This is a genomic window from Duganella sp. SG902, from assembly GCF_013376005.1.
Lineage (GTDB): Bacteria > Pseudomonadota > Gammaproteobacteria > Burkholderiales > Burkholderiaceae_D > Rugamonas.
Genome location: NZ_JABMJK010000011.1, coordinates 52617 through 74069 on the forward strand (window position 1 = coordinate 52617; position 21453 = coordinate 74069).

18 protein-coding genes are annotated in these 21453 nt (G+C 64.4%); 7 read left to right on the forward strand and 11 right to left on the reverse strand.

Features of this window, described 5'->3' with window-relative positions; genetic code table 11:
• Window positions 1-3: 3 nt before the first annotated feature.
• On the reverse strand, window positions 4-1020 hold the full coding sequence (locus FHW83_RS21510) for a helix-turn-helix transcriptional regulator (protein WP_176648406.1): 1017 nt from the start codon (window positions 1018-1020) through the stop codon (window positions 4-6).
• 115 nt (window positions 1021-1135) lie between these two features.
• On the opposite strand from FHW83_RS21510, the gene FHW83_RS21515 reads away from it, so the two are divergent.
• Window positions 1136-2365, forward strand: coding sequence for a lipase family protein (locus FHW83_RS21515; protein ID WP_176648407.1), 1230 nt, complete (start codon window positions 1136-1138; stop codon window positions 2363-2365).
• A gap of 122 nt (window positions 2366-2487) precedes the next feature.
• On the opposite strand, the gene FHW83_RS21520 is transcribed toward FHW83_RS21515, so the two are convergent.
• Window positions 2488-3621 (reverse strand): GGDEF domain-containing protein, encoded by a 1134-nt coding sequence (locus FHW83_RS21520; protein ID WP_373997246.1) that lies wholly within the window; start codon window positions 3619-3621, stop codon window positions 2488-2490.
• A 145-nt stretch (window positions 3622-3766) separates the two neighbouring features.
• Between FHW83_RS21520 and FHW83_RS21525 the strand changes: the two genes are divergently transcribed.
• Genes FHW83_RS21525 through serB form a run of 3 tightly spaced genes read left to right on the forward strand, consistent with a single transcriptional unit; the run spans window position 3767 to window position 9053 of the window.
• The gene (locus tag FHW83_RS21525) at window positions 3767-4699 is read left to right on the forward strand and encodes a 5'-nucleotidase (protein ID WP_176648409.1); all 933 of its coding nucleotides are present in this window, start codon (window positions 3767-3769) and stop codon (window positions 4697-4699) included.
• Between the two features lie 22 nt (window positions 4700-4721).
• Window positions 4722-8174 (forward strand): transcription-repair coupling factor, encoded by a 3453-nt coding sequence (gene mfd, locus FHW83_RS21530; RefSeq protein WP_218106390.1) that lies wholly within the window; start codon window positions 4722-4724, stop codon window positions 8172-8174.
• Window positions 8175-8210: 36 nt separating this feature from the next.
• A complete protein-coding gene (gene serB / locus FHW83_RS21535; protein WP_176648558.1) occupies window positions 8211-9053 on the forward strand; it encodes a phosphoserine phosphatase SerB in 843 nt (280 codons plus the stop codon).
• On the opposite strand, the gene FHW83_RS21540 is transcribed toward serB, so the two are convergent.
• Window positions 9054-10022, reverse strand: a complete 969-nt coding sequence (locus tag FHW83_RS21540; RefSeq protein ID WP_176648411.1) for a diguanylate cyclase — start codon at window positions 10020-10022, stop codon at window positions 9054-9056. It lies immediately after the preceding gene.
• Window positions 10023-10053: 31 nt separating this feature from the next.
• Window positions 10054-10539 (reverse strand): low molecular weight protein-tyrosine-phosphatase, encoded by a 486-nt coding sequence (locus FHW83_RS21545; protein WP_176648412.1) that lies wholly within the window; start codon window positions 10537-10539, stop codon window positions 10054-10056.
• A 55-nt stretch (window positions 10540-10594) separates the two neighbouring features.
• Here FHW83_RS21545 and FHW83_RS21550 point away from each other — a divergent pair, with 55 nt between their 5' ends.
• Both FHW83_RS21550 and FHW83_RS21555 read left to right on the forward strand, forming a co-directional pair.
• Window positions 10595-11506 carry an alpha/beta fold hydrolase gene (locus tag FHW83_RS21550; protein ID WP_176648413.1) on the forward strand — a complete coding sequence of 304 codons (912 nt, stop codon included), beginning with the start codon at window positions 10595-10597 and terminating at the stop codon, window positions 11504-11506.
• A gap of 32 nt (window positions 11507-11538) precedes the next feature.
• Window positions 11539-11901 carry a hypothetical protein gene (locus tag FHW83_RS21555; protein ID WP_176648414.1) on the forward strand — a complete coding sequence of 121 codons (363 nt, stop codon included), beginning with the start codon at window positions 11539-11541 and terminating at the stop codon, window positions 11899-11901.
• On the opposite strand, the gene FHW83_RS21560 is transcribed toward FHW83_RS21555, so the two are convergent.
• The 7 genes from FHW83_RS21560 to rimO all read right to left on the reverse strand — a co-directional run bounded on the left by FHW83_RS21560 (window position 11873) and on the right by rimO (window position 20349).
• Window positions 11873-13300 (reverse strand): UdgX family uracil-DNA binding protein, encoded by a 1428-nt coding sequence (locus FHW83_RS21560; protein WP_176648559.1) that lies wholly within the window; start codon window positions 13298-13300, stop codon window positions 11873-11875. The two genes, FHW83_RS21555 and FHW83_RS21560, sit on opposite strands and share 29 nt — an antisense overlap.
• Entirely contained in the window at window positions 13297-14529 is a 1233-nt protein-coding gene (locus FHW83_RS21565; RefSeq protein WP_176648415.1) for a putative DNA modification/repair radical SAM protein, read from the reverse strand. The genes FHW83_RS21560 and FHW83_RS21565 overlap by 4 nt, the downstream gene beginning before the upstream one ends.
• A gap of 46 nt (window positions 14530-14575) precedes the next feature.
• The gene (gene hisC, locus FHW83_RS21570) at window positions 14576-15634 is read right to left on the reverse strand and encodes a histidinol-phosphate transaminase (protein WP_176648416.1); all 1059 of its coding nucleotides are present in this window, start codon (window positions 15632-15634) and stop codon (window positions 14576-14578) included.
• Window positions 15634-16800 (reverse strand): cystathionine beta-lyase, encoded by a 1167-nt coding sequence (locus FHW83_RS21575; RefSeq protein ID WP_176648417.1) that lies wholly within the window; start codon window positions 16798-16800, stop codon window positions 15634-15636. The genes hisC and FHW83_RS21575 overlap by 1 nt, the downstream gene beginning before the upstream one ends.
• Window positions 16797-18056, reverse strand: a complete 1260-nt coding sequence (locus FHW83_RS21580; protein WP_176648418.1) for a YncE family protein — start codon at window positions 18054-18056, stop codon at window positions 16797-16799. The genes FHW83_RS21575 and FHW83_RS21580 overlap by 4 nt, the downstream gene beginning before the upstream one ends.
• Complete coding sequence (locus FHW83_RS21585) at window positions 18053-18889, reverse strand: creatininase family protein (RefSeq protein ID WP_176648419.1); 837 nt, start codon at window positions 18887-18889, stop codon at window positions 18053-18055. The genes FHW83_RS21580 and FHW83_RS21585 overlap by 4 nt, the downstream gene beginning before the upstream one ends.
• A gap of 68 nt (window positions 18890-18957) precedes the next feature.
• Window positions 18958-20349, reverse strand: coding sequence for a 30S ribosomal protein S12 methylthiotransferase RimO (gene rimO, locus FHW83_RS21590; protein ID WP_176648420.1), 1392 nt, complete (start codon window positions 20347-20349; stop codon window positions 18958-18960).
• Between the two features lie 94 nt (window positions 20350-20443).
• Here rimO and FHW83_RS21595 point away from each other — a divergent pair, with 94 nt between their 5' ends.
• Entirely contained in the window at window positions 20444-21451 is a 1008-nt protein-coding gene (locus tag FHW83_RS21595; protein WP_176648421.1) for a LacI family DNA-binding transcriptional regulator, read from the forward strand.
• Window positions 21452-21453 lie beyond the last annotated feature (2 nt).

A 21453-nucleotide genomic window follows, 5' to 3' on the forward strand; every position in this document is an offset into this window, starting at 1 on the left:
GGATCAAGCGTGCGCCAGCGCGGCGGCGAGCTCGATTTTGTTGGAGACGCCCAAGCTGTAGTAGGCGTTGCGTAAGTAGGTTCGCACCGTCGATGGCGTCAAACCCATCTCGCGCGCGATCTCCTTGTACGACTGGCCGCGCGCATACAGCAGCGCCGCACTGAGCTCGCGCGGCGACAACTGCGCGCGCTGTCCGGCGCCCGCCAGCACCATCGCCACCAGCTCGCCCGCAGGCTCCAGCACCAGCTTGGCGCCACCCAGCGTCACGCCGCACGGCAGCCGCGCGAACGCCGCCATCATCGACGGCGGCAATATCGTTCCTTGCCAGTCATCGCAATGCCGCGCCAGCGCATCTCCGATACGCCGGCCAAGGTAGTACAACTGCCCGCGCGTATCCGCCACCGCCATTTCCTCCAGCGATGCCGCGCCAAACGCCGCCCGCCAATCCGCCAGCCGATACTTCCAGCTCTGCAGCATGTGCTGGGAGAACTCCAGGAACAGCATGCTTTCCACATCATTGAACGCCGCATGCGGGCAATTGCGATACAGGCAGACAAAGAACAACAAGCCGCTGCCCGGCAACTCAAAGGTGATCGCCATGATCGTATGCAGGCCGTGACGCTCGACAAACGCCAGCATCTCCTCCGGCCCCTCGTCGCACTCGCCGCTGGCGCGCAGCACCGTCCCCAGCGAGCCGATCGAATCCTGCGCGAACCAGTCGCAGGCCGCGATCACGCCATTCCACTCCTGCGCGAAGGTCGGGCTCAAGCCTATGCTCGCATGCAGCAGATTGCGCGGCCCCGCGCCGTCCACGCCAGGACACACCTGCCCCCACCACGCCGAATCGAAACCGATAAACCGGCGCAGGATCAGCAAGGTCTCTCGCAGGAAAACCTGCGGCTCGGCATGCCGCATCAGCTCGCCCATCTCCAACAGGCCGCCGCTGAACGAGTGATAAAACGACGCCGGCAACTCCGCCACCCGGCCCACTCCCTTGATCCATGGATAGTCTTGTTCCATCGCGCTCTCTCCATACTCTGCATTTGAGGAGGGCCGTTCGCGGCCATGCAGACAGTAAGATCGATCATATCAGGCCACCTGATATTTATCATCCATAATCATAACGGAGACCATCATGACGATATTCAGCAACAAGTTGCGGGCGCTGGCTTTGGCTTGCGGCCTAGCCCTGTCCGGCGCGGCCTTGTTAAGCGGTTGCGGCGACGGCGCCGGCATCGCGGTCGCGGCCACTGTGCCGCCTTACAAGGAGGTCCACATTGGCAGCGATTTCTGGGACATCAACAGCGCCCCGCCAGCCACCGCCAAGGCCGGCGATATCCACCAGGTTCAGCCACGCACCGACGCGCCCAGCGGCAGCAAGGGCTGGAGCGTGATCTACGTGTCCGAGATCCAGCCCGGCAAGCTGGCCTACGTGTCCGGCGAGATCTACGTGCCGACCGCCGCCGCCAGCGGCCAGCGCGACGTGGTGCTGTGGAACCACGAAACCGCCGGCCTGGCCGACGCCTGCGCGCCGTCGCGCCGCAACACCGTCGAGCAAGGCAATGACCGCGTGCCCGCCATGCCGGCCCTGCTGGCCAAGGGCTACATCGTGGTGATGAGCGACTATCCCGGCCTCGGCCTGCCCGGTCCGGCCTACTACATGGCCGGCCAGCCGAACGCCCGCGCCTCGCTCGACATGCTGCGCGTGGCGCAGAAATTCACCGACGCCAATCCGTCCAAACGCTATGTGATGTACGGCTGGTCGCAAGGCGGACAAACCACGATGTGGAGCGAAAGCATCGCCGCCACGTATGCGCCTGAATTCACCGGCCTCGGCGCGGCGCTGATCGCACCGGCCGTGCGCATCAGGGACCTGACGCTGAACTCCATGACCAGCGCGGAAAACGCCGGCTATGTGATCTCCACCCTGCCCGGCATCCAGGCTTACTTCCCGGAGTTGAAGTACCGCGATTTCCTGACCGCCGACGCGATGGAACAGCTGCCGGTGCTGGCCAGCGGCTGCTTTGACGTGTGGAGCACGGCGTCCGGCGTCAAGGATGCTTATGTGCCGGGGGCGCTGGTGAGCGGATCGACATGGTGGGATGCGATGACGGCGGTGGATAACTTCACGCCCAAGGGCAGCATGCCGTTCATGATCTATCAGGGCTCGGCCGATACCACCACCCCGCCGCCACTGACCAGGCGTGAACGCGTGGCGCTGTGCGGCGCCGGCTCGGCGGTGAATTATCAGGAATTCGCCGGCCTGGATCACGTTGCCGTGGTGGCGGAAGCGGCCAAGCTGCTGCCGGATTGGGTCGAGGGGCGGTTCAAGGGGCAGGCCGCCAGCAGCAATTGCGGTAACTAGGTGGGCTGTTGCGGTCGATGCTGAGCTTTTCTTGTCGCGAGCGTTCTATGGGTTTCCGGCCTGCGCCGGAACGACGTGGCTGAGAGTTCTTTCCACGCCTGGCAGCAGCCAGGCGCACAGCATCAACCGGCGATCACGCGGTTGCGCCCGGCGCGTTTGGCTTCGTACATGGCGGCGTCGCCGACCGAGATCAGGCGGATCAGGTCGTAGTCATACTGGTCCGAGCAGACCACGCCCATGCTGGCGGTGTAGCGCACCGTCAGCTTGTCGAGCTCCACCACCTCGTACTCGATTCGCGCGCGCAGCCGTTCCGCCACCTTGAGCGCGGCCTCGCGGTCGACGCCGTCCAGCACCAGCACGAACTCCTCGCCGCCGAAACGGGCCAGCAAATCCAGCGGACGCAGCTCCAGCCGCACCAGCCGCGCCAGGTGGCGCAGCACCTCGTCGCCCACCGGGTGGCCGTAGGTATCGTTGATGACCTTGAAGTAATCGACGTCGATCATGATCACCGCCAGGCTGCGGCCGCCGCGCTGGGCGCGCAAGCCGGTGCGCTTGCCCTGCATCTCCAGCCCCGAGCGGTTGAGGGCGCCCGTCAGCGGATCCAGCGTCGACAGGCGGCGCAGGCGCTCGGCATAGCGCCACATCACCATCAGGATCAGGCCGAAGGCGATGCAGATCTGCGCCAGCGGCACCACCAGCGCGCTCAGGTGTATCACCAGCGAGCTGGCGCCGCCGGCCTGGTCGCCCTGGGTCAGCATGTGCACGCCACGCAGGAACAACGCCAGGCCCAGCAGCACAAAGCCGGCCACCGCGATGCCGGACACGCGCCAGCTGCCGCGCCGCGCGATCGCCGCCGCGCAAATCCAGTTGAGCAGCGCGAAGTAAAAGCCGCTGAAGCACAGCCGCGCGCGCAGGCTCGGCGCCACCAGCGTGTAATACGCCGCGATCGCCAGCGCGATGCCGGTGATGATGCCTATGCTGGTCCAGGACAGCGTGCTGGCGCAATACACGCGCAAGCCGCGCAGCACCAGCCCGAGGCCGAAGGCGATCACGCCATAGCCGAGGATGGCCGTCACCACCAGCGGCAGGCTGTCGATATTGCACATCGCCATGCCGGCCGACACCGCCACATTGCCGGCCGCCCACCAGCGTTGCTCCGGCGGGCTATCGGTATAACAGGCCGACGCCACCAGCAACGCCGTGGTCAGCAGCGTCACGCAAATTTGGACCAGTAAAAGTGTATCGAGATTCAGCACGCCAGCATCCATCTTGAGGAGCTATCAATGTAGCGCAGCGACTGCCTTGAGGCAATGACTAAATTGCAGAAAAGAAATCAATCGGGCGCTCACTGCGGGCCGGTATCAGGTAAAGTGTGGTTCATCGCAGACTATCGATTGACCCATGCCCTACCCGATTGAACACAAGCTGGTGATCGGCATCGCCTCCAGCGCCCTGTTTGACCTGACCGCCTCGCACCAGGTGTACCTGGAAGGCGGCGCCGAGGCGTATCGCAAGTATCAGGAACAGCAGATCGGCACCGTCCTGGACAAGGGCGTGGCCTTCCCCTTCATCCGCCGCTTCCTGAGCATCAACAAGCACCATCCGCAAAGTTCACCGGTGGAAGTGGTGCTGTTCTCGCGCAACTCGCCGGAGACCGGGCTGCGGGTGATGAATTCGATCGCCCACTACGGGCTGGACATCTCGCGCGCCTGCTTCCTGACCGGGCAGTCGCCGTACACCTACCTGCCGGCCTTCAACACCTCGCTGTTCCTGAGCGCCAACGAGGAGGACGTGCGGCGCGCGCTGGACGCCAACTACCCGGCCGGATTGGTGCTGCCCTCGCGCACCGAGGACGACGAGAACGACGGCGAACTGCGCATCGCCTTCGACTTTGACGGCGTGATCGCCGACGACGAGTCGGAAACCGTCTTCAAGCGCAACAACAACGTCGACGAATTCCACGCCCACGAGATTGAAAAAGTGGCGATTCCGCACCAGCCCGGGCCGCTGGCCGACCTGTTCCGCAAGCTGTCGGTGATGCAGCAACTGGAGGAGGACGCCCAGCGCGCCGATCCGGGGTACAAGAAGATCCTGCGCATCGCCATCATCACCGCCCGCAGCGCGCCGGCGCACGAGCGCGTGGTGACCACGCTGAAGAGCTGGGGCGTGTCGGCCAACGAGACCTTCTTCCTCGGCGGGATGGAAAAAGCGCGGGTGCTGAGCATTTTCAAACCGCACATGTTCTTCGACGACCAGCTGAGCCACCTGAAGTCCCCGGCCGGGAATATCCCGATGGTGCACATCCCCTTCGGCGTTGCCAACCGCTTGGTATAATAGCGGTCTGGATAACTGTTGAATGTATGTTGTGTCGTCAGCCTTAAGCAAATCCATACCCAAACCCGGCAACCGCTTTGCCCTGCCCGCGCTGCATGGCTCGGCGGATGCCTACGCGTTGGCGCAAATCGCGCTTGACCTGAAGTCGCGCGGCCAGATGCTGGCCATCGTGGTGGCCAACGCCAGCGACGCCCAGCGTCTGCTCGATGAGATCCCGTGGTTCGGCGGCGATCAACTGCGCTGCCACCTGCTGCCGGATTGGGAAACCCTGCCCTACGACGCCTTCTCGCCGCACCAGGACCTGGTGTCCGAACGCCTGGCGACGCTGCACGAAATCTCCAGCGGTCAATGCGACGTGATGCTGGTGCCGGCCACCACCGCGCTGGTGCGCATGGCGCCGCCATCCTTCCTGGCAGCCTACACCTTCTTCTTCCAGCAGGGCGAATCGCTGGACGAGGCGCAGCTCAAGTCGCAACTGACGCTGGCCGGCTACACCCACGTCACCCAGGTGATGTCGCCCGGTGAATACTCGGTGCGCGGCGGCTTGATCGACCTGTTCCCGATGGGCTCCGCGCTGCCGTATCGCCTGGACCTGTTTGGCGACACCATCGAAACCATCCGCACCTTCGACGCCGACACCCAGCGTTCGCTGTACCCGGTCAAGCAGGTGCGTTTGCTGCCGGGCCGCGAGTTCCCGATGGACGAGGCCTCGCGCACCGCTTTCCGCAGCCGCTGGCGCGAGCATTTCGAAGGCGATCCGTCGCGCGCCGTGATCTACAAGGATATCGGCGCTGGCATCGCCTCCGCCGGCATCGAATACTACCTGCCGCTGTTCTTCGAGCAGACCGCCACCCTGTTCGACTACCTGCCGCAAGGCGCGGTGGTGGCCACCGTGGGCGACATCGAGGCTTCCATCAAGCGCTTCTGGACCGATACCTCGTCGCGCTACCGCTTCATCAAGGCCGATCGCGAGCGCCCCATCATGGCGCCGGAGGAGCTTTTCCTGAACGAAGAGCAGTTCTTCGTGCTGGCCAAGCCCTATCCGCAGATCGCCGTGCGCAAGAACGCCGACGCCGGCGCTTCCGAGCTGTCCGCGCCGGTGCCGAATATCGCCGTCAACCGCCATCTGGACGACCCGCTGACCAATCTGCGCGCCTACCTGATGCAGTCCGGCAGCCGCGTGATGATCTGCGCCGAATCCAACGGCCGCCGCGAGACGCTGCTGCAGTACTTCAACGAATACGATCTGTCGCTGGCGGGCGTGGAAGGCTACGAGGGCTTTATCGCCTCCGACGCCAAGCTGGCCCTGGGTGTGGCGCCGCTGCACGCGGGCTTCGAACTGGCGGCCGATGGCGCGCGCCTGATTTTCATCACCGAGACCGAGTTGTACGCCGGCTCCGGCCGCCGCGTCGGCAAGAAGAAGCAGGAAGCCGTCACGCAAGTCGAATCGATGGTGCGCGACCTGTCGGAGCTGAAGATCGGCGACCCGGTGGTGCACGTCAACCACGGCATCGGCCGCTACATGGGCCTGACCAGCATGGATCTGGGCGAAGGCGAAGCCGAGTTCCTGCATCTGGAATACGCCAAGGAGACCAAGCTGTATGTGCCGGTCTCGCAGCTGCATGTCATCTCGCGCTATTCCGGTGCCTCGCCGGACGACGCGCCGCTGCACACGCTGGGTTCCGGCCAGTGGGAAAAAGCCAAGCGCAAGGCCGCCGAGCAGGTGCGCGACACCGCCGCCGAACTGCTCAATCTCTACGCCCGCCGCGCGCTGCGCCAGGGCCACGCGTTCGAATATTCGGCGCATGACTACGAACGCTTCGCCGACAGCTTTGGCTTCGACGAAACGCCGGACCAGCGGGAAGCCATCAACGCCGTGGTGCGCGACATGACCTCGGGTAAGCCGATGGACCGCCTGGTGTGCGGCGATGTCGGTTTCGGCAAGACCGAGGTGGCGCTGCGCGCCGCCTTCATCGCCGTCATGGGCGGCAAGCAGGTCGCCATCCTGGCGCCGACCACGCTGCTGGCCGAGCAGCACGCGCAGACCTTCGCCGACCGCTTTGCCGATTGGCCGGTGCGCATCGCCGAAATGTCGCGCTTCCGCACCGGCAAAGAAATCGCGCAAGCCATCAAGGGCATGGCCGATGGCACGCTGGACATCATCATCGGCACGCACAAGCTGCTGTCGGAGGATGTGAAGTTCACCCGCCTCGGCCTGGTCATCATCGACGAGGAACACCGTTTCGGCGTGCGCCAGAAGGAAGCCCTGAAATCGCTGCGCGCGGAAGTGGACGTGCTGACCCTGACCGCCACGCCGATCCCGCGCACGCTGGGCATGGCGCTGGAGGGCCTGCGCGACTTCTCCGTCATCGCCACCGCGCCGCAAAAGCGCCTGGCGATCAAAACATTCGTGCGCAGCGAGCAGGAATCCGTCATCCGCGAAGCCTGCCTGCGTGAGCTCAAGCGCGGCGGCCAGGTCTATTTCCTGCACAACGAGGTGGAGACCATCCAGAACCGCCTGGCCATGCTGACCGAGTTGCTGCCGGAGGCGCGCATCGGCGTGGCCCACGGCCAGATGCACGAGCGCGACCTGGAAAAGGTGATGCGCGATTTCGTGGCGCAGCGCTTCAACATCCTGCTGTGCACCACGATTATCGAAACCGGCATCGACGTGCCGACCGCGAACACCATCATCATGCACCGCGCCGACAAGTTCGGCCTGGCGCAGCTGCACCAGCTGCGCGGGCGTGTCGGCCGTTCGCATCACCAGGCCTATGCTTACCTGCTGGTGCACGACGTGCAGTCGCTGACCAAACAGGCGCAGCGCCGCCTGGACGCCATCCAGCAGATGGAAGAACTGGGTTCCGGCTTCTACCTCGCCATGCACGATCTGGAGATCCGCGGCGCCGGTGAAGTCCTGGGCGACAACCAGTCCGGCGAGATGACCGAGATCGGCTTCCAGCTGTACTCGGACATGCTGAACGAGGCGGTGCGCTCGCTCAAGGCCGGCAAGGAGCCGGACCTGGCGGCGCCGCTGTCCACCACCACCGAGATCAACCTGCACGTGCCGGCGCTGCTGCCGGCCGATTTCTGCGGCGACGTGCACGAGCGCCTGTCGATCTACAAGCGCATGGCGAACTGCGAGTCGCAGGACAAGATCGACGACATGCAGGAGGAACTGATCGACCGTTTCGGCAAGCTGCCGGACGCCGTCAAGGCGCTGATCGAAACGCACCGCCTGCGCATCGCAGCCAAGAAGGTGGGCATCATCAAGATCGACGCCCACACGGAGGCGGCCAACCTGCAGTTCATGCCCAAGCCGCCGATCGATCCGATGCGCATCATCGAGCTGATACAGAAGAACCGCCAGATCAAGCTGAATGGCCAGGACAAGCTGAAAATCACCGCCGCCATGCCCGACCTGTCCGCGCGCGTAGCGCAGATCAAGGCCGCGATCAAACAACTGACCACTTAACCATCCCTACGCCACATGACTACCGCAAAAACCGCCATGAACCTCGTGCTGCAAGGCGCGGACGATTGCAAGCCACGCCTTGAGCGCATCGCCGCACTGACCGCATCGGCCAACCTGACCTGGCTGAGCGAACGCGCCGTGCGCTGCGAGGGCATCGCCTACTCGCCGGCGCTGCGCCAGACCATCGAGGTGGCGGCGCAAGCCGCGCAGCTGGACGCCACCTACTCGATCGGCTATCACAAGATGAGCGAGTTCAAGCTGGTGGCCATGGACATGGATTCAACCCTGATCACCATCGAGTGCATCGACGAAATCGCCGACATGCAGGGGTTGAAGAAAGAGGTATCGGAAATCACCGAGGCGGCCATGCGCGGCGAGCTCGATTTCTCGCAAAGCCTGAAGCGGCGCGTGGCGCTGCTGGAAGGCCTGGACGCCTCGGCGCTGGAACGCGTCTACGAGGAGCGCCTGCGGCTGTCGCCGGGTGCCGAAACGATGCTGAAGGCGGTGCAGGCGGCCGGCCTGAAAACCCTGCTGGTGTCGGGCGGCTTCACCTTCTTCACCGAGCGCCTGAAAGCGCGCCTGGGCCTGGACTACACCCACGCCAATGCGCTGGAGATCAAGGACGGCAAGCTGACCGGCAAGGTTGTCGGCGGCATCGTCGACGCCGAAGAGAAAAAGCGCACCGTGGAACGCGTGTGCGCGGAGCTGGGCATCCCTCCATCGCAGGCGATTGTGATGGGCGACGGCGCCAACGACCTGAAGATGATGAGCATCTCCGGCATGTCGGTGGCCTTCCGCGCCAAGCCGGTGGTGCGCGAGCAAGCCAACGTGGCGCTCAACTTCGTCGGCCTCGATGGCATCCTGCCGCTGCTGACGTAATCAGTGCACGGTCTTCTTGGCCGTCTTGATCACGTACATCCGCGCATCACCGGCGGCCAGCAGCGCGTGCAAGTCGCGCGGCTTGGCCGGGTCGAATTCCACCACGCCGCAGGAAAACTCCAGGCTGTAACCGCGCCGCGCCTTGTTGTTATAGGCCTCCAGCATCTGGCCGAACTTTTGCAGCGCCTTTTCCGCATCGGACTCGCCGGCGCCCGCCAGCAACACCACGAATTCGTCTCCGCCCAGCCGCGCGAATAAATCCGTGCTACGGAAGCTGGCACACATCACTTCCGCAAACGCCGCCAGCGCCAGATCGCCTTCCGCGTGCCCGAAGTTGTCGTTGATCGGCTTGAAGCGATCGAGATCGATGAACGCCAGCGACGCCTTCTGCTGGTTCCGCACGCAGAAGCTCAGCGCATACTGCGCCAGCTGCATGAAGCCGCGCCGGTTGGAGATCTGGGTCAGCTCGTCGGTGGTGGCGGTCTGGAAGGCCGTCAACTCAGCCTCCACAATCGTCGCCAGGTCGCGCAGGGCGATGGCATCGTCTTGGTCGAACTCGCGCGGGACGGTGTCGATGATGCACAGGGTGCCGACCTTCATCCCGTCCCCGGAACGCAGCGGACAGCCGGCGTAGAAGCGGATGTGCGGATCGCCGGTCACCAGCGGGTTGTCGGCAAAGCGCTCGTCGGCCAGCGCGTTCCGGATCAGGAAGATATCGTCGCCAAGGATGGCGTGCCCGCAGAAGGAGACGTTGCGAGGCGTCTCGCAGGCATCGATGCCCTGTATCGACTTGAACCACTGGCGGTCCTCGTCGACCAGGCTGACCAGCGCGATCGGCACCCGGAACAGGCGCTTGGCCATGCGGGTAACGCGGTCGAAGCGCTCCTCCGCAGGTGTATCGAGGACGTCGAGGGCCTTCAGCGTTGCCAGCCGAAGCGCCTCGTTCTGGGGAATGCCTGGCTCTTTCAAGATAGTCTCCCAAGCTGACTTACCCTTAATACTACTCCATCTTTTTCCCGCCTAGCGCGGCAATCAGCCCATCTGTGGCGTCTTCGATATAGTCCAGCACCAGGTCGAAGCCCTTGCCGCCGCCATAGTAGGGGTCGGGCACCACGTCCGAGCCGCTGCGCGTGGCGTGCGACATCATGAGCCCCAGCTTGTGCTGATACTCGGGCGGACAAGCCGCCTTCAGCAACTTGAGATTGTCATGATCCATCGCCAGCAGATGGTCGAAGTCCTCGAAATCCTGCGCCGTCACCTTGCGCGAGCGCTGGGCCGACAGGTCGTAGCCGCGCTTGAGGGCATATTCCATCGAGCGCGCGTCGGGCGGTTCGCCGACGTGGTAGCCGTGCGTTCCGGCGGAATCGATGTGGAAATGATGTGCCAGCCCGGCCGCCGCCACGCGGTGCCGGAACACACCCTCCGCCGTCGGCGAGCGGCAGATATTCCCCATGCAGACAAACAGCACCGATACCGGCTTGGTCATGGACGGACTCCTTATATAATCAACATGCTTGCATTTTATAGTTTATGGAGACCGAATGACATCGACCTGCGGCTGCCGCCTGCTGAATGTTGAAGACCGCGTGCAGGGCGCGGTGGTGCCCGTGGCCCTGCTCTACCCGGCCATGGGCGAGGAAAAGACCGAGCATTTCGGCCCTTATACGCTAGACGTGGCGCGCGACGCGGCGCCGGCCGATGGCGTATATCCGCTGGTGGTGATCTCGCACGGCCATTCCGGCACGCCATGGGCGTATCGCCAGTTGGCCAAACACCTTGCGCTGGCGGGCTTCGTGGTCGCCCTTCCCGCCCATACCGGCAACACGCGCACCGACAACACGCTGGCCGGCACCGCCGCCAATCTCGCCAACCGGCCGCGCCACATCACGCTGACCATCGACGCTACCCTGGCCGACGCGGTGCTGGGCGCGCGCATCGCCACGGATACGGCAGGGGCGCGCGTGGCCGTCATCGGCCATTCCATCGGCGGTTACACCGCGCTGGCGGCGGCTGGCGGCGTCGCCTGGAGCGGGCCGTACGAGCGCAAGGACTCGCAGGCCTTGCCCGAGCAGGTGCCGGTGACGCCGGACGCGCGCATCCGCGCCCTGGTGCTGCTGAATCCCGCCACTTTCTGGTTCATCGCCGGCTCGCTGCGGCCGGTGGACCTGCCGATCCTGCTGCGCACCGGCGAAAAGGATGAGGTCACGCCGATCGAGCACGCCCACAAGATCATCGAGGGCGTGGCCCGGCCGGAGCTGGTGGAACACAAGGACATTCCGGGCGCCGGCCACTTCGCCTTCATGAGCAAGTTCCCGCCCGAGATGACGCGGCCGGGCTTCAAGCCCTCGCAAGATCCGGAAGGCTTCGACCGTGAAAGCATCCAGCCCGAATTCTTTGCCGACGTGACCGCGTTCCTGCGGCGGACACTGTGCGACAATCGGCCGGCCAACTAGTTATACTAAAAACAAACAACCAAGGAGAAATCATGTCGCAAGAACTGGTACTGGACAATCGGCTGGAGTCGGCCAAGAGCACGGCCTGGTGGCTGTATCTGATCCATGCAGTCAGCTTTATCTTCTCGCTGGGTGCGTTTTCCATCGTGCCGCTGATCTTCAACTACCTGCAACGGCCGAGCACCGAAGGCACCTTCGTGCACAGCCATCACACCTGGATGATCCGTTCGTTCTGGTGGTACATCGTGCTGGTGGTGGTGGGCGCGGCATTCTTCATGACGATTATCGGCATTCCGGTTGCGTGGCTGATTTGGATCGGGGCCTGGCTGTGGAAGGCCTATCGCCTGATCGTCGGCGTCACCCGCATCAACCGGAACGAGCCGGCGCCAGTTTAAGCGCTTCACGCAGACCGGCGACGATCACCTCATAGGCCTGCTTCCGGCTTTCCTCATCCCGCGCGCGCAGCACGAATGACGGGTGGTACACCGCGACCACCCAGCGTCCCTCATGCTGGAACGGCGCGTCCATCACAGCGCTCATGGTGGCGCCGCCATCGCGCATCACCGACTTGAGCGCGGTGGCGCCCAGCGCGACCACCACCTCCGGTTTCACGCGCGCCAGTTCCTCCTCCAGCCAGACGTGGCACGCGGAGACCTCGCGCTGCGCGGGCGTCTTGTGCAGGCGGCGCTTGCCGCGCAGCTCCCATTTGAAGTGCTTGACGGCGTTGGTCAGGTAGACCTGGTCGCGCGCCACGCCGGCTTCGGCAAGCGCGCGGTCCAGCACCGCGCCGGCCGGGCCGACGAAAGGCAGTCCCTGCAAGTCCTCCTGATCGCCAGGCTGCTCGCCGACCAGCATGATGCGGGCCTTCTTCGGCCCGACACCGGGCACCGCCTGCGTGGCGTTGCGCCACAGCTCGCAGCGGCGGCACTGGTCCAGCGTGTCCGGCGCGTCGCGTTGGGGTTGCGCACGCTCGGGCGTGACGGCGATGGTGGTGGCGCCGCCACGGCGGCCTACGGTGCTGGTCTGGCCGGTGCGCCGGTCGCCGTTGGCGGCGCCGCTGATCATGGCCGGCACGATGGCGCCCTCCGGCAGGTTTTTCCAGAAGCGCGATGGAATGTGGCTGCGCAGCAGATCGGCGTTCAGGCGCGCCGGATTGAAGATGCTGCGGTAGTACGTGAGCCAGAGCGCCTCCCCGCTGTCTTCGATGTCGGCGGCGCTGCGCATGCGCGGCGGCGCGTCGTGCAGGCGTTCGCCGTCCCACAGCACGGTGGCGCTGGGGGTGGCGATCATCCACGTCGCGCGGCCCATGCGGTTGGCGAAATGGCGAGCCACTTGCGGCAACACGTCATGCGTGGGCTCGAACCAGGCGACGAAGCGTGGCGCGCCAGCTTGCTCGGGACGTTCGCGGAATCGTACGTAGGCGTGCATGTCGTGCTCCTCGCGGTGGACGGCTTTGACCATGTTGTGCAGGCGCGCACCGTCAGGATCGGCGGCCGACATCAGCTCGCGCTCACCGCGCTGCCAGCGCCACAGCAGCTTGTAGAGAAAGGCCCAGCGGTCGGCGGCGCTGTAGCACGCGGCGGCAGCGAGCATCTCGACGAACGCACGCGGCAGGAGCAACCCGGGCGCGGCGGGTGGCTCGACGGGGGCCGGCGCGGCATCGGGGGCGGTGAACAGGTCGCCCTCGTCTTCGCTGCCTGCCCATTCTACGTATTCCGGCGCCACGCGGCGCCCGATTAGGTCGCGCGCCGCCGCGCGCCATTCGTCGAATGAGCGCACCACCTTGCGCATCATGCCGCCTGCAGCTCCGGCCACAGATTCATCTGCTGTGGCGCTTCCGCCATCGAGCGCCTCAAATGCTCGGACGGACTCGCATCGCGCGCCGGGAAATAGTCCGCCGTAATGATGAAGGGCGAAATCTTCTTCATGCTGCACCGCAGCCGCGCCAAGTCCGCATAGCGCACCTGCCGCAGCCGGCGCAACTCGACAATCCGCTGCGCATTGCGCAAGCCGATGCCCGGCACGCGCGCGATCATATGCGGCTCCGCGCGATTCAGATCCAAAGGAAAATGCTCACGATGCGCCAGCGCCCATGCCAGCTTGGGATCGATGTCCAGCGCCAGGTTGCCGCCGCTCGCCGGCAATAACTCGCCAGCCTGAAAGCCATAACCACGCATCAGGAAATCGGCCTGATACAGCCGATGCTCACGCAGCATGGGCGGCGGCGCCAAAGGCACGCTCTTGGGGCTCTGCGGAATCGGACTAAACGCCGAGTAGTACACGCGCTTGAGTTTATAACTGCCGTAGAGCGTTTCCGCCGTCGACAAAATCTGCTGATCGTCGCTGGCATCCGCGCCCACGATCATCTGGGTGCTCTGCCCGGCGGGCGCGAAACGCGGCGCCTTCGGTTCCTCGGCGCGCTCATCGAGCTTGCGGCGGATCGATCCCATGGCCAGCTTGATGGTGTGCACGCTCTTCTCGGGCGCCAGCTTTTGCACGCTGTCCTGCGTCGGCAACTCGATATTCACACTCAAGCGGTCGGCATAGCGCCCGGCCGCCGCGATCAGCGCCGGGTCGGCGTCCGGAATGGTCTTCAAATGGATATAGCCGCGGAACTGATGCACCTCGCGCAGTTCGCGCGCCACCTGCACCAGCTGCTCCATGGTGTAGTCGGCCGACCGGATGATGCCAGAGCTGAGGAACAGCCCATCGATGTAATTGCGGAGATAGAAATCGGTGGTCAGCCTGACCACCTCCGCGACAGAGAAGCGCGCACGCGGCACGTTCGAGGTGCGGCGGTTGACGCAATACTGGCAATCGTACAAACAGTAATTGGTCAACAACACCTTGAACAGCGACACGCAGCGCCCATCCGGCGTATAGCTGTGACAAATGCCCATGCCGGTGGTCGCGCCGAAGCCCTCCTTGCCCACCGAGTTACGCTTGGGCGCCCCGCTGCTCGCGCAGGAGGCGTCATATTTGGCCGCATCGGCCAGTATTTCCAGCTTGTCCTTCAGTTCCATCGCAGTCTCGATATACTGTGTTTATATACAGTATATCAGAAACTGTTCAGGACAGAATGCCTTTCAGCGCATCCACCAACTTGCCGCACTCCTCGTCCGTGCCGATGGAAATGCGCAGGAACTGGTCGATACGCGCCGCCGTGAAGTGACGCACAAGGATGGCGCGCTCGCGCAATGCCTTGGCCAGCTGCGCGCCGTCGTGCCGGGGATGGCGCGCAAACACGAAGTTGGCCTGCGACGGCAGCACCTCGAAGCCGAGCGCCTGCAACTGCGCCGTCAACCAGGTGCGGCTGGCGATGACGGCGTTGGACGTCTGCTCGGTGTACGCCACATCATCCAGCGCGGCCACGGCGCCGGCCTGCTGAACCTGGCCCAGTGGGTAGCAGTTAAAGCTGTTCTTCACGCGCTCCAGGCCCGCGATCAGGTCCGGATGGCCGACCGCGAAGCCCACGCGCAAGCCAGCCAGCGAGCGCGATTTCGACAGCGTCTGGATCACCAGCAGATTGTCGTAACGGCCCAGCAGCGCAGCGGCGCTCTGGCCGCCGAAGTCCACATACGCCTCGTCGATCACCACCACCTGATCCGGATGCGCGGCCACCAGCGCTTCGATCTGCGACAGTGGCAGGCCGATACCGGTCGGCGCGTTCGGATTGGCGATGATGATGGCGCCGCACGGACGGTTGTAGTCCGCGATATCGATCTCGAAGCGCTCGTTCAGCGGAATCTGCACGCATTCGATGCCATACAGGCTACAGTAAGTCGGATAGAAGCTGTAGCTGATGTCGGGCGCCAGCAGCGGAAGGTCGTGCTTGAGCAAGGCGTGGAAGGTATGCGCCAGCACCTCGTCCGAGCTGTTGCCGACGAAGACCTGTTCGCGCGTCAAGCCGAAACGGCGCGCCACCGCATCCTTCACCGCCGCGTTGGACGGATCGGAATATTTGCGCAGGCTGTCGCCGGCGGCGGCCTGCATCGCGGCGATCGCCTTGGGCGACGGGCCGTAGGGGTTTTCGTTGGTGTTCAACTTCACTAGACCGGGCATCTGCACCTGCTCGCCCGGCGTGTAAGGCGTCAAACCATGTACGACTTTGCTCCAAAACTTACTCATTACAATTCCTTAAATGCTTGCTCAATATCGGCGATCAAATCCTGCACATCTTCCAGGCCCACGTTGAAGCGAACCAGCGTGCCCTTGCCTTGCCAGTTCTTGCGCATGTGCTGCATGCGGTATGGCATGACCAGGCTGTTCGCGCCGCCCCAGCTATAGCCGATCTTGAACAGCTTGAGCGAGTCGACAAAGCGGTCGGTTTGCTCCTCCGTGTAGCGCTCATCGAAGATCACCGAGAACAGGCCGCCGGCGCCGCTGAAGTCTCGCTTCCAGACGTCGTGGCCCGGACAATCGGGGAAAGCCGGGTGCAGCACCCTGGTGATTTCGGGCCGCGCCTGCAGCCATGCGGCCAGCTTGCGTGCCGCCGCGTCGTGCGCGTCGAAACGCAGGCGCATGGTTGGCAAGCCGCGCGACACCAGGTAGGCATCGTCCGCGCCCACGCCCATGCCGAGACGCATGTGCGCGAGGCTAAGCTGGTCGTGCAGCGCGCGGTCGCGCGTGATGACGGCGCCCATCAGCACATCCGAGCCGCCGGACTGGTACTTGGTCAGCGCCTGCATGATGATGTCCACACCGAGATCGAAGCCGCGCAGCGCCAGGCCGGCGGACCAGGTGTTGTCCAGTGCCACCAGCACGCCACGCTCGTGCGCCTCCTTGCAGATGGCCGGCAGGTCCGGCACTTCCATCGACACCGACCCCGGCGCCTCGGTCCAGATCAATTTGGTGTTCGGCTGGATCAGCTCCGCGATGCCCTCGCCGATCAGAGGATCGTAGTAGCGCGCGGTGATGCCGTAATCGGCCGACAGCCAGCGTCCCAGCTCGCGGTTCGGGTTGTAGACGTTATCCGGCAACAGCACATCGTCGCCCGACTTGAGCAGCGCGAAGTCCACCATGGCGATCGCCGCCAGCCCGCTCGGCGCCAGCAGGCAATGCTTGCCATCCTCGATTTCGGCCAGCCGCGCTTCCAGCGTGAAGGTGGTCGGTGTGCCGTGCAGGCCGTAGGTATAGGCGTTCTTCTCTTTCCAGTCGCCCGAGCGCATGGCCGCCACGTTCTTGAACAGCACCGTGGAGGCATGATGAATCGCGCTCGGAAAAGCGGCAAAGCCCTCCGGCGCCTGGTAATCCGTGTGGATCAGCGCCGTCTGCGGAGATTTTTTCACGCTCATCGCATATTGCCGGTATGGCCCAGCGAGTATTTGCCTGGTTGCGGCCACACGGTCAGGCCGTGCGGCTCCTGGCCAACCTTGATTTTCTTGACGTCGCCGTTGGCGGTGTCGATGCGGTACACCACGTCGTCAAAGCGGCCCGACAGCCACAGGTACTTGCCGTCCGCGCTGACGTTGCCCATGTCCGGGCTGCCGCCGCCGGGAATCGGCCATTGCGCCAGCACTTTTTCGGTGGCGAAGTCGATCACGGTCACGCGGCCCTTGCCTTTCGGCTTGCCGTGGATGTTGTGCGTGCCGCGGTTGGCCACATACAGCTTGGTGCCGTCGCGGCTCGGGTACAGGCCGTGCGCGCCGACACCGGTAGGGATAAAACCAACCTTGGTGAACGATGCCGCGTCAACGATATGCACGCCGTCAGCGTCCATGTCGGCGATGTAGTAGCGCTTACCGTCCGGCGACACGCGTATGTCCTGCGGCATGCCTTTCTTCTTGCTGCACACCTCATTCGCCAGCAGCTGGTCGATCGGATCCTTTTCCGAGAAGCGCGTGGCCGGCATGGACAGTTTCAGATAACCTTCCACCTTGCGCGTCTGCAGGTCGATGCGCGCCACCGAACCGGCGAATTCGCAGGTGAACATGGCATAGCGGCCGTCCGGCGAGAAGTCGGCGTGGTTGATGCCGCCGCATTGCGGCACGTCGATCGCATACTGCATCTGCATGGTCTTCGGATCGCGGAAGTCAAGGCGGTGCAAGGCCTCAGCCACCACGATGGCCGATTTGCCATCCGGCGAGAAGTACATATTGTAAGGGTCGTCCACCGCGACCTGCGTGCCCGGCTTGCCGGTGCGCGGATCGATCGGCGTCAGGCTGCCCTTGTTGGTGCGCTCGGCGTTATTCGCGACCCACAGCGTTTGCATGTCCCATGCCGGCACCACGTGCTGCGGGCCGACGCCGACCTTGAACTTGTCCACCACCTTCAGCGTTTCCGGGTCGATCACGTAGACGTCGTTGGAACGCAGGTTGGGCACGTACACGCGCGGCAGGTGGTCGCGCAAGGCCGGGCTCAGGTTGGCCGGGCTGATGCCGGCATACACGTTGGACGGCGCGGCGGCCGCGCCGGCGGAAGCGGCGGCAGGCGCCGCCTGGCCTGCCTGCGCGGCTTGCGCCGACTGCGAATAACCGACAGCCACCAGGCTGCCCGCTGCGATCAGACCGGCGGCGGCCAGCGCCGCATAAGCGATGTGATTAGTTTTCATTTGGCTTCTTTATGAGGAGTGGACGGCGCGCCATGCGCCGCAAATTCGGAAATCGCCGCGACCGAGGTGTCGACAATGCGCTGCACGCCCAGCTTGCCCAATTCCGCCGTGGCGCGGCGCGCGTCACCGCGCACGCCGTCGTTCACGGTGGGGGACGGGCCGCGTGCCAGCGCCTCGGTGCGCACGAGGGATTTATCGGTCGCCAGCATCAGCGAGGCGTCGGCCAGGCCGGCATGCAGGCCGATTTCGGCCTTGCTGTAGCCGCGCTTTTCCAGATCGGCGATAAAGGGTTCCTGCGTTACGTCGTAATACGCCAGCAGCGCCAAGGCGCCGGCCTTGCCATCCTTGGCCCAGGCCTTGTTGAGGCGCTGCGCCACGCGCGTTTCGCTTTTCTGGTAGCCGCCATGGTCGCCGATCAGGACGACGTGGCGGAAACCGTGCTGGCGCAGGCTCTGGCCGGCCGCAAACAGCAGATCTTCAAACGTGGATTCGGGGATCGACAAGGTGCCGGCAAACTTCATGTGGCCGGCCGGCGGCGTGATGCTGCCCTCGGGGACATAGGACACCACCGGCGCCACCACCGCGTTGCCCAGCTTTTGCGCGATCATCCGCGCCAGCACGGTGGCGCGCACATTGTGCTTGCCCAGCGCGATATACGGGCCGCTTTGCTCGGTGCCGCCGATGGGAATGATCGCCGTGGTGGCGCCGCCGTCGATGCGGGCGCGCAGCTCGGTGCTTGTCATTTCTTCCAGCATGACCGGCACGTCGGCAGCGGTTGCGGAGGCCATCAACATGCAAGCGGCAAGCGCCGCCAGGAATTTCAAGTCAGGCATAAGCTCATCTAACAAAAAAGGCGGACCGCCGTTACGCTGGTCCGCCTTTATTATAGTAGACGAATGGCTTAAAGTGCCTCGCCCCACAGGTCATGTGCGTCAGATGTGGTGATTTTCACGTCAACGAACTGGCCGACCACCAGTTTCTTGTGCGGTTCGAACGGCGGCTTGACGTACACCACGCCGTCGATTTCCGGCGCGTCGGCGGCCGAGCGGCCGACGCCGCCGGTGCGGTTGACTTCATCGATCAGCACGCGCACGGTTTTACCGACTTTCGCTTTCAGGCGCGCTTTCGAGATTTCTTCCTGCAACAGCATCACGCGGCCACGGCGCTCTTCGCGCACTTCTTCCGGCACCGGGTTGGCCAGTTCGTTGGCGGTGGCGCCTTCCACCGGCGAATAGGCGAAGCAGCCCAGGCGGTCGATTTGCGCTTCCTTCAGGAAGTCCAGCAGGTATTCGAATTCCGCCTCGGTCTCGCCCGGGAAGCCGGCGATGAAGGTCGAGCGGATGGTCAGGTCCGGGTTCATGGCGCGCCATGCGAGGATGCGGTCCAGGTTCTTCTCGCCGCTGGCCGGACGCTTCATGCGCTTCAGCACATCGGGATGCGCGTGCTGCATCGGAATGTCCAGGTAAGGCAGGATATGCTCGCCCATCAGCGGGATCACCTGATCCACGTGCGGGTACGGATAGACGTAGTGCGCACGCACCCAGGCGCCGTAGGACTTGGCCAATTCGCCCAGCGCTTCCATCAGCTGCGTCATGTGGGTCTTGATCGGGCGGCCGTTCCAGAAACCGGTGCGGAACTTGACGTCCACGCCGTAGGCCGAGGTGTCCTGCGAGATCACCAGCAGTTCCTTCACGCCCGACTTGAACAGGTTCTCCGCCTCCAGCAGCAGTTCGCCGATAGGACGCGACACCAGGTCGCCGCGCATCGACGGGATGATGCAGAACGAGCAGCGGTGATTGCAGCCTTCCGAGATTTTCAGGTAGGCGTAGTGCTTCGGCGTCAGTTTCACGCCTTGCGGCGGAATCAGGTCGATGAACGGCTCGTGCGGTTTCGGCAGGTGCAGGTGCACCGAGTCCATCACCTCGCCCAGCGCGTGCGGGCCGGTGACGGCCAGCACCTTCGGGTGGATCTTGGTGATCAGGTCCGAACCATCGGTATCCTTCTTGGCGCCCAGGCAGCCGGTTACAATCACCTTGCCGTTTTCGGCCAGCGCCTCGCCGATGGCGTCCAGCGATTCCTGCACCGCCGCGTCGATGAAGCCGCAGGTGTTGACGATCACCAGGTCGGCTCCGTCGTAGGACTTGGCGGTCTCGTAACCCTCTGCGCGCAGCTGGGTCAGAATCTGTTCGGAGTCGACCAGCGCCTTGGGGCAGCCGAGCGATACAAAGCCCACCTTGGGTGCTGGCGCGCCGGCGGCTGGCTGGGGAAGACGAGAGAGTGGTTGCGATTGCATGATGGTTGCTTAATACGTCACAAAGATTACGAGCAATCGACGATTATACCATGTTAGGATAACGATTTAGCGCCCATCGTTCATAGGAGATTGTGTGGCAACACTGAAAGACGTCGCAATGCTCGCCGGTGTAGGCATGTCGACAGCATCGCGCGCCATTTCGGGCGCCGGTCCGGTATCGGCCGAGGCGATGAAAAAAGTACAAGCCGCCATCGAACAGCTGAATTTCCGCCCTTCCTCCATCGGCCGCTCGTTGTCGGCGCAGTCGCTGGGCATGATCGGCATCTTCGCGCCCTCCTTCTTCGGCGCCTACTACGGCACCATCCTCAAGCAAACCGACATCGAACTGCGCGCCATGCGCCGACACGTGGTGGTGGCCACCGGCTGCGGCGACGGCACCCCGCGCGAGGAAGCCGTCGAGGCGGTGAAGTTCCTGATCGGCCGCGATTGCGACGGCATCGTGGTGCTGGGCCACGACCTGCTCGATGAAGACATGCAGATGCTGCACAAGATGCACCCCAAGATGGCCTTCCTCAACCGCCGCAGCGCCGCGCTGGAAACGTCGTCGTTCTGCCCCGACCACTACCACGGCGGCGAGCTGGCCGCGCGCACGCTGCTGGACGCCGGCCACCGCCAGCTTGCGGTGATCTCCGGCCCCACCGGCACCTCGGACAACGAGGAACGCTTGCGCGGCTTCTTCGACGAGCTGGCCCGCCACGGCATCCAGCGCGAAGCGGTGCGCCTGATTCCATCCGACTTCTCGCGCGAAGGCGGTTTTGGCGCCACCCAGCAACTGCTCAACGAGGGCCGCCATTTCACGGGCCTGTTCTGCGCCAACGATGAGATGGCGATCGGCTCCATGTCCTGCTTCCACCGCGCCGGCATCAACGTGCCGAGGGACGTCTCCATCATCGGCTACGACGATGACTACTCGGCGGAATTCTCGTCGCCGGGCCTGACCTCGGTGCACATCCCGATGCAGCAACTGACGCAGAACGCCGTGCGCTGGCTGCTGAATATCTGCTACGGCACCCAGCACGAAATCTCGCGCGAATTCCCGGTGACGGTGACCATGCGCGGTTCGGTCGCGGCGCCCAAATAAGC